The sequence below is a fragment of the Pseudomonas sp. CFBP 13711 genome (assembly GCF_014842265.1).
Classification (GTDB): domain Bacteria; phylum Pseudomonadota; class Gammaproteobacteria; order Pseudomonadales; family Pseudomonadaceae; genus Aquipseudomonas.
Genome location: NZ_JACYVI010000022.1, coordinates 60,649 through 67,350 on the forward strand (window position 1 = coordinate 60,649; position 6,702 = coordinate 67,350).

At 62.1% G+C, this 6,702-nt stretch carries 6 protein-coding genes; 5 read left to right on the forward strand and 1 reads right to left on the reverse strand.

The features are described from left to right. The first annotated feature begins 47 nt into the window (after window positions 1-47). Together fucP and IFT47_RS26515 are read left to right on the forward strand one after the other, a co-directional pair. On the forward strand, window positions 48-1,379 hold the full coding sequence (fucP, locus tag IFT47_RS26510; protein WP_192175007.1) for an L-fucose:H+ symporter permease: 1,332 nt from the start codon (window positions 48-50) through the stop codon (window positions 1,377-1,379). After that, window positions 1,376-2,461, forward strand: a complete 1,086-nt coding sequence (locus IFT47_RS26515) for an aldose 1-epimerase family protein (protein ID WP_192175006.1) — start codon at window positions 1,376-1,378, stop codon at window positions 2,459-2,461. Before fucP ends, IFT47_RS26515 begins: the two co-directional genes overlap by 4 nt. 241 nt (window positions 2,462-2,702) lie before the next feature. Here IFT47_RS26515 and deoR read toward each other — a convergent pair whose 3' ends face one another. Next, window positions 2,703-3,473, reverse strand: a complete 771-nt coding sequence (gene deoR / locus IFT47_RS26520; protein ID WP_192175005.1) for a DNA-binding transcriptional repressor DeoR — start codon at window positions 3,471-3,473, stop codon at window positions 2,703-2,705. A gap of 130 nt (window positions 3,474-3,603) precedes the next feature. On the opposite strand from deoR, the gene deoC reads away from it, so the two are divergent. The 3 genes from deoC to IFT47_RS26535 all read left to right on the forward strand — a co-directional run bounded on the left by deoC (window position 3,604) and on the right by IFT47_RS26535 (window position 6,308). Then, window positions 3,604-4,284: a deoxyribose-phosphate aldolase gene (gene deoC / locus IFT47_RS26525; RefSeq protein WP_192175004.1), complete on the forward strand. Its 681-nt coding sequence runs from the start codon at window positions 3,604-3,606 to the stop codon at window positions 4,282-4,284. Between the two features lie 163 nt (window positions 4,285-4,447). Continuing rightward, on the forward strand, window positions 4,448-5,401 hold the full coding sequence (locus IFT47_RS26530) for an alpha/beta hydrolase (protein WP_192175003.1): 954 nt from the start codon (window positions 4,448-4,450) through the stop codon (window positions 5,399-5,401). Between the two features lie 67 nt (window positions 5,402-5,468). Continuing rightward, window positions 5,469-6,308: an AraC family transcriptional regulator gene (locus IFT47_RS26535; RefSeq protein WP_192175002.1), complete on the forward strand. Its 840-nt coding sequence runs from the start codon at window positions 5,469-5,471 to the stop codon at window positions 6,306-6,308. The last annotated feature ends 394 nt before the right edge of the window (window positions 6,309-6,702 follow it).

Consider the following 6,702-nt stretch of genomic DNA (forward strand, 5'->3'; position numbering starts at 1 on the left):
CCTGTGCGGTGGGGCGGGGTATTCCCTGTACTTCCCGGAGAACAACAATGACAAAGCCCGCGCTCCAACAATCACCGGACGGGTTCTACCTGAACCGCACGCCGTGGTTCGCCTTCCTGCTGCTGTGCTGCTGCTTCGCGCTGTGGGCAGCGGCCGCGAGCATGAACGACGTGCTCATCGCCCACTTCAAGAAAGCCTTCCTGCTCAGCGATGTGCAGACCTCCTTCGTGCAATCGGCGTTCTACCTCGGTTATTTCTTCGTGGCGATTCCAGCGGCGATGGTCGTCAGACGTTTCAGCTACAAGACCACCATCCTCATCGGTCTGGTGCTGTACATGGCGGGCTGCTCGCTGTTCTTCCCCGCAGCGTCGATGGCCAAATACGGCATGTTCCTGATGGCGCTGTTCGTCATCGCGGCCGGCCTGGCCTTCCTCGAAACCGCCTGCAACACCTACTCGACGCTGATGGGGCCGCGTGAAACCGGCACCCGCCGCCTGAACATTTCCCAGACCTTCCACCCGTTCGGCGCGATGACCGGCGTGTACGTCGGCAGCTTCGTGATGTTCAAGGACACCGACGCCACCCGCGAGCAGTTGACGCAGATGAGCGCCTCGGAAGCCGCAGTTCAGCAATTGCAGATGATTCAGTCCACGCTGCTGCCGTACAAATGGATGATCGCGGTGCTGGTGCTGATGTTCGTGCTGATCGCGTTCACCAAGTTTCCGGCGTGCAAGGGCAAGGTCACGGCCAACGTTAAATCGAGCAGCATTGGCCAGAGCCTGTCGCGTCTGTGGCGCAACCCGCGCTTCACCTTCGGCGTGCTGGCGCAGTTTCTGTACGTGGGCGCGCAAGTGGGCGTGTGGAGTTTCACCATTCGCCTGGCGATGCAGATGGGCGGCATGAACGAGCGCAGCGCGTCGTGGTTCCTGCTGACCACCTTCGCCGCCTACTTCGTCGGCAAGATGATCGCCAACCTGCTGATGCGCAAAATGTCCCCGGCCAAAGTGCTGGCGATCTACGGCGTGCTGGCCATCGTACTGCTGGCCTACACGATTCTGGTGCCGAACATCAGCGCGGTGTATGCGGCGGTGGGCGTGAGTATTTTCCTCGGTCCGTGCTGGCCGACCATTTATGGCCTGACCATCGACGGTTTGGGCGAAGACACCGGCGTCGGCGGTTCGCTGCTGGTGATGAGTATTGTCGGCGGCGGCGTGATGCCGATCTTCCAGGGCCTGCTCTCCGACGCCACCGGCGGAAATATGCAGATCGCCTACACCGTGCCACTGCTGTGCTTTGTGGCGATCGTCGCCTACGCCATCAAATGCATGCGTGATCCGCTGCCGGCCCAGGCACCCGTGGGCGCGGTGACGGCATCATGAGAACGGCCGAAAAGCGCACTACGATTTCGCTGTACCCGGAGCTGTTCAGTGGCGATGAAAAGACGCTGCTTGAATCCGCGGACTTCCGTGTGCTGGCCTGGACCTATCCCAGCGGCGTGAAAGCCCTGGCGCTGGAGAACGATCGCGGTCGGGTTGTGGTGCTGCCTTATCAGGGGCAAATGGTCTGGTCGGCGGTCTTCGATGGCTGCGACCTGACCATGCGCAACATGTTCGAGCAACCGCGCCCGAGCCCGACGGTGATTGGTACTTACGGCTGCTTCATGTTCCACAGCGGCCTCCTGCGCAACGGCTGCCCGACGCCGGAAGACGATCATCCGCTGCACGGTGAAATGCCCTGCGCGCCGATGGACAGTGCCTGGCTGGAAGTCGGCGAGGACGCGGGCGGCGCGTTTCTGCGCATCGGCGGCGAGTACGAATACGTGATGGGCTTTGGCGACCACTATCGCGCCAGGCCCAGCGTGACCTTGCGCCCGGGTTCGGCGCTGTTCGACATCGGCATGGACGTGCGCAACCTGGCCGGCAAGCCGATGGAGCTGATGTATATGGCGCACATGAATTACGCCTACGTCGACGGCGGACGTTTCGTCGAGCCGTTGGGCATGGCGCGTACGCGGGTTCGCAGCAGCGTGCCGGCCCACGTCAAGCCGACGCCGGCATGGTCGGCGTACATGGCCGAACTGACGGAAGACCCTTCGCGTCTGGAGAGCCTGAACACGCCTGAGTTGTACGATCCGGAGATTGTCTGCTTCTTCGACGGCGTGCACGCGGACGCCCAGGGCCATGCGCATTTCCTGCTCAAGCACCCGGAAGGCCCGGCGTTCTACACGCGCTATCAGCCGGCGCAGTTCGATCATGCGGCGCGCTGGATCCTGCACAACGCTGATCAGCAGGTGGCCGCATTTGTGCTGCCGGCGACCTGCGAGCCCGAGGGGTATCTGGCGGAAAAGGCCAAAGGCAACGTGCGTTTGTTGGGCGCGGGGAAGAGCGCATCGTTCAGCGTGACGACGGGGTATCTGGGGGCTGAGGAAGTGCGGCAGCTGGAAAGCGATCTGAAACGCTGAAGGACTCTTCGAAAGCAAGGTGGAGCGCCACCCCGGCCGCTCCTACACATGTTGTATCCGACGCGGGAATCTGGCTGTACGCGACACCCTGGGGAGTTAACTTGCTCGTGCTGCTGAATCGGTGATCAGGCAGCGACCACCGTTGCGTGGGTCGCTGCCTTATCTGCGGATAGACATCGACCCGGTGGGAGTGAGCTTGCTCACGAATGCAATGGCGCAGGCGACACACATTCAGGGCCGATTACACCACCCACCGCGCCCCATACCCCTCAATCAAATCCCGATAAACCTTGGGCAGCTTCTTGTCGCTCACCACCACATGAAAGTCCTGCAACGTGGCGAAGTGCGCCGTGCGCACGGCATCAAATTTGGAGTGATCGGCCAGCAACATACAGTGCCGGGCCTGGCGCAGGACCTTTTGCTTGACCTCCACTTCGTTGAAGTTGAAGCAAGTCACGCCCAGCTCATCGCTGACCCCGGCCGCTGACACGAATGCCCATGTCAGGCGGATGCCGTCCAGAATGGTCGCTTCGCTGTGGTGCTCGAACACCTGATTCTTGCGATGAAAGGTGCCGCCGCACAGCACGATGGAGCAGTTGGGCTTCTGCTGCAGCTTGAGCAGGACGTTGAGGGAATTGCACACCGCAGTGAATTCCAGCTCGTCCGGGATGAAGTCGATGACAAAAGGGATCGTCGTGCCGCAGTCGAAAAATACCGTGTCGCCGGGTTGAATGAACGCGGCGGCGAGCTTGCCGACCCGGCGTTTTTCCTCGACGTGGCGGGTGCCTTGTTCCGTGACTTTGTAATCGCTGGCCTCGGACGGATCAAACGCCAGGGTGATATGCCCACCCAAAAGGTGGAATTTGTCGGGGTGCCGGGTCAGGTCGCGACGCAGGGTCATCTCCGAAACGTCCAGCAGGGCAGCCATTTCCTTCAGGTGAATGGCCTTCTGATCTTGCAGGGCTTGCTGGATCAACTTGATACGGTCGGATTTTTTACTGTCCACGGGCATTCCGATTGTCGAATGGATATGGTAAAAAAATAACATTCATTGTTATATTTACAACATAAAATGATGCGCTCAGGCATGAAGCTTAAAGCGTGTCGCTGGTTACCGCCTCACTATCAGGAAACGATTGGCCATGAAGATCGAACCCGCAGCACTCGCCCAGTACATCGACCACACTTTGCTGGCCGCCGACGCCAGCCGCGAGCAGATCGCCACGCTGTGCCGCGAAGCCCAGGAGCACGGATTCTATTCGGTGTGCGTGAATTCTGGCCAGGTGCCGTATGCCGCTTCCTTGCTGGAAGGTGAGGCCGTCAAGGTCTGCGCCGTGGTCGGCTTTCCACTGGGCGCCGGGCTGAGCGACACCAAGGCTTTCGAGGCGAAGCAGGCCATCGCGGCCGGCGCGGGCGAGATCGACATGGTCCTGAACATCGGCTGGCTGAAGGACGGCCTGTTTGACGAGGTGCGCGACGACATCGCTGCCGTCAAAGATGCCTGTGGCGCGGTGCCGCTGAAAGTTATCTTCGAAACCTGCCTGCTGGACGACGCGCAGAAAACCCGCGCTGCCGAGATCTGCCGCGACCTCAACGTGGCCTTCGTCAAGACCTCCACCGGCTTCAGCCGCAGCGGCGCGACCCTGGAAGACGTCGCCCTGATGCGTAAGGTCGTGGGGCAGGGCGTTGGCGTGAAAGCGTCCGGCGGCGTGCGTGACTATGCAACGGCCGTGGCGATGATCGAAGCGGGCGCGACACGACTGGGCACCAGCTCCGGGATCGCGATCGTCAGTGGCGCGGCGGCGTCGGGCTCGGGTTACTGAGTCTGCCGGGGGGCAGGGTTCGGTGCAGCCTACGGCGTGACGCCGTGCCCGATCAGGCGGCGGTCTTTCGACAGAAAGCCGTTCGCCGAAAAGAGCAGGACCCGCCCCGCCAATGAATGGCAAACTGCCGGTGCACTCACTTCTGCACCGGACACCTTTCTCAATGCGAACATTCTCCCTGGCGCGGCTCAAGGCCCGCTGGTTCTTCTGGCTGTGCACGGTGCTGATCGTCGTTGGTCTGCCGGTCGGTTGCGCGGCGCTGCAGCACAAGGAGCGTGAACTGGTCTTCATGATCGAGCCCGGCACGGCGAGCTGGTACCACGGCCTGCCGTCCGACGTGCAAGAGCTTGAACTCAAGGGGCCATCGTTCGGCCTCGGGCAGAACATCCATGCCTGGTGGTGGCCTTCGGAGAAGAAGGACGCTCCCGCCATTCTTTATCTGCATGGCGCGCGCTGGAACCTCACCGGCCAGTTGTTCCGCATTGAACAACTGCGGGCGCTTGGGTTTTCCATCCTCGCCATCGATTACCGCGGCTTCGGCCAGAGCAAGGGCCAGTTGCCGTCGGAAGCGTCGGTTTATGAAGACGCGCGCATTGCCTGGGCACGCTTGAAGCAGATTCAACCCGACCCGCAAAAGCGCCTGATCTACGGGCATTCCCTCGGCGGCGCCGTGGCCGTTGACCTCGCCGCCGAACTGGGCCGGGATGCGCAAAAAGGTGATGAGCCCATTCAGGCGCGGGGGCTGATCATCGAATCGACCTTCACCAACCTCGCCGACGCTGCGTCCTCCGTCGCCAGCAAACGCACCTCGTTGCCGGTGCGCTGGCTGGTCTCGCAGAAATTCGACTCCATCGACAAGATCGCCGACGTGCACATGCCGGTGCTGATCGTGCATGGCACGGCGGATCAGTTCGTCGCGCCGCAGTTCAGCGAAGCCTTGTTCGACGCGGCGCAGGAGCCGAAGAACCTGCTGATGGTGCCGGGCGGCAACCACAACAACAGCATGAATCTCGGGCGCGAGGCCTACAGCCAGGCGATCCAGAACCTGCTCAACGAGAAGCCTCCGGCGGTGCACGCGTCCAATGCATCGGCGGCGTTGCTCAAGCAGCCCGGTTAGCCCTTTTTCACGACGGCGGCCGGTGTCCTCTCAAAGTACCTGCCGTCCACTGCCGCGAGCGCTGCCGATGGACACACACGCAGACGAAGACGCTCACCTGACCCAATCCGCGCGGGACTGGGTGCTGCGTGCCGCGCCGCTGCCGCAGATCGAGCGGATCGAGGCGTACTTTCATGGCCACGGCTTCGAGATGCACCGCCACGACACCTACGCCATCGGCCACACGATGTCGGGGGTGCAGAGCTTTCAGTACGGCAAGGCGTTGGTCAACAACCTGCCGGGGCAGACGATGGTGCTGCACCCGGACGAGGCCCATGACGGCCACGCCGGGACCGAAGACGGTTTTCGCTACCGGATGTTCTACCTGGAACCGGCGATGATTCAGCAGGTGCTCGGCGGCAAGCCGCTGCCGTTCATCAAGGGCGGGGCGTCGAATGATCCGCGCCTGTTCAGGACCACTCAGGCGCTGCTTTCCGACCTGAATAACGCGCTGGATCCTCTGGAACTGGACGACGCGATCTACGACCTCGCTGTTGCGCTGCAAGCGGCCGCCGGTGTGCGCAAGGGCCGCCAGAGCGTCAACTACGCCGGCGCGCAACGTGCGCGGGAAATGCTCATGGCCAGTCTGGAGCAGGGCGTGAGCCTCACCGATCTGGAACAGGCCAGCGACACCGATCGCTGGCGCCTGTCGCGGGATTTCCGCGTGCTGTTCGGCACCACGCCCTATCGCTACCTGACCCTGCGCCGGCTGGACCTCGTCCGGCATTCGATAGCGTTGGGGGTTTCGCTGAGCGACGCATCGGTGATGGCGGGGTTCTCCGACCAGAGCCACATGACACGGCATTTCGTGAAGACCTTCGGCTATCCGCCGGGGCGGTGGTTGAAGATGTTGCGAGCAGGCGCATAGCGGATCGAACGCCCTTGGTGGGACTGGCCTTGGCCGGGAAGGCTGTACACCTTGTGGGACCGGCTTCAGCCGGAAAGGGGTCAGGCGTCACACCGCAGAATGAATGGCGTACACACCGGCCTCTTCCCGGCTAAAGCCGGTCCCACTATGAGTGCGCGGTGTTTCAGTGGGACCGGCTTCAGCCGGGAAGGCGTCAGGCGTCACACCGCAAAATGGATGGCGTCCATGAGGGCCTCTTCCCGGCTAAAGCCGGTCCCACTATGAGTGCGCGGTGTTTCAGTGGGAACCGGCTTCAGCCGGGAAGGCGTCAGACTGCAGTGGTCTAATTTCCCCGGACACCTCGATAAGTGGAAAATACATTTATCGAGGAGTTCTACATGACCAGAAAGCGCAA

Bases quoted from the DNA above. Each gene is read 5' to 3' on its own strand.
- fucP (WP_192175007.1), top strand. From the start codon at position 48: ATGACAAAGCCCGCGCTCCAACAATCACCGGACGGGTTCTACCTGAAC.
- IFT47_RS26515 (WP_192175006.1), top strand. From the start codon at position 1,376: ATGAGAACGGCCGAAAAGCGCACTACGATTTCGCTGTACCCGGAGCTG.
- deoR (WP_192175005.1), bottom strand. From the start codon at position 3,473: ATGCCCGTGGACAGTAAAAAATCCGACCGTATCAAGTTGATCCAGCAA.
- deoC (WP_192175004.1), top strand. From the start codon at position 3,604: ATGAAGATCGAACCCGCAGCACTCGCCCAGTACATCGACCACACTTTG.
- IFT47_RS26530 (WP_192175003.1), top strand. From the start codon at position 4,448: ATGCGAACATTCTCCCTGGCGCGGCTCAAGGCCCGCTGGTTCTTCTGG.
- IFT47_RS26535 (WP_192175002.1), top strand. From the start codon at position 5,469: ATGGACACACACGCAGACGAAGACGCTCACCTGACCCAATCCGCGCGG.